Raw genomic sequence first — 255 nt, 5'->3', positions numbered from 1 at the left:
ACAGATATTATCGATGCTAATCATCTCTGCGAGCTGTACTATAAGGAGGACTTAGAGCCCTATAAAAAACGAGGGATTCAACTTTTAAACCTACGTAATTTGACAAGACAACACGAAAACCTAACAGGTATTGTTGTTCAAACTAAACTACAATTCCAAGCAATCCTTGATCAGGTTTTCCCTGAATTTAGAGGTGTTTTTGGGGACCTATTTTCTATTGTTTCTTTACAAACTTTGTCGGTGTACCGTACATCT

At 36.9% G+C, this 255-nt stretch carries 1 protein-coding gene; it reads left to right on the top strand.

The genetic code is table 11. The annotated features are described in order from the left end of the window. A partial coding sequence (locus KW850_RS32950; RefSeq protein ID WP_218351746.1) for an IS110 family transposase occupies window positions 1–255 on the top strand: 255 nt, incomplete at both ends.

The sequence above is a fragment of the Bacillus sp. sid0103 genome (assembly GCF_019219025.1).
Note: the sequence above shows the minus strand (reverse complement) of the source record. Positions and strands in the feature narration are given on the sequence as shown.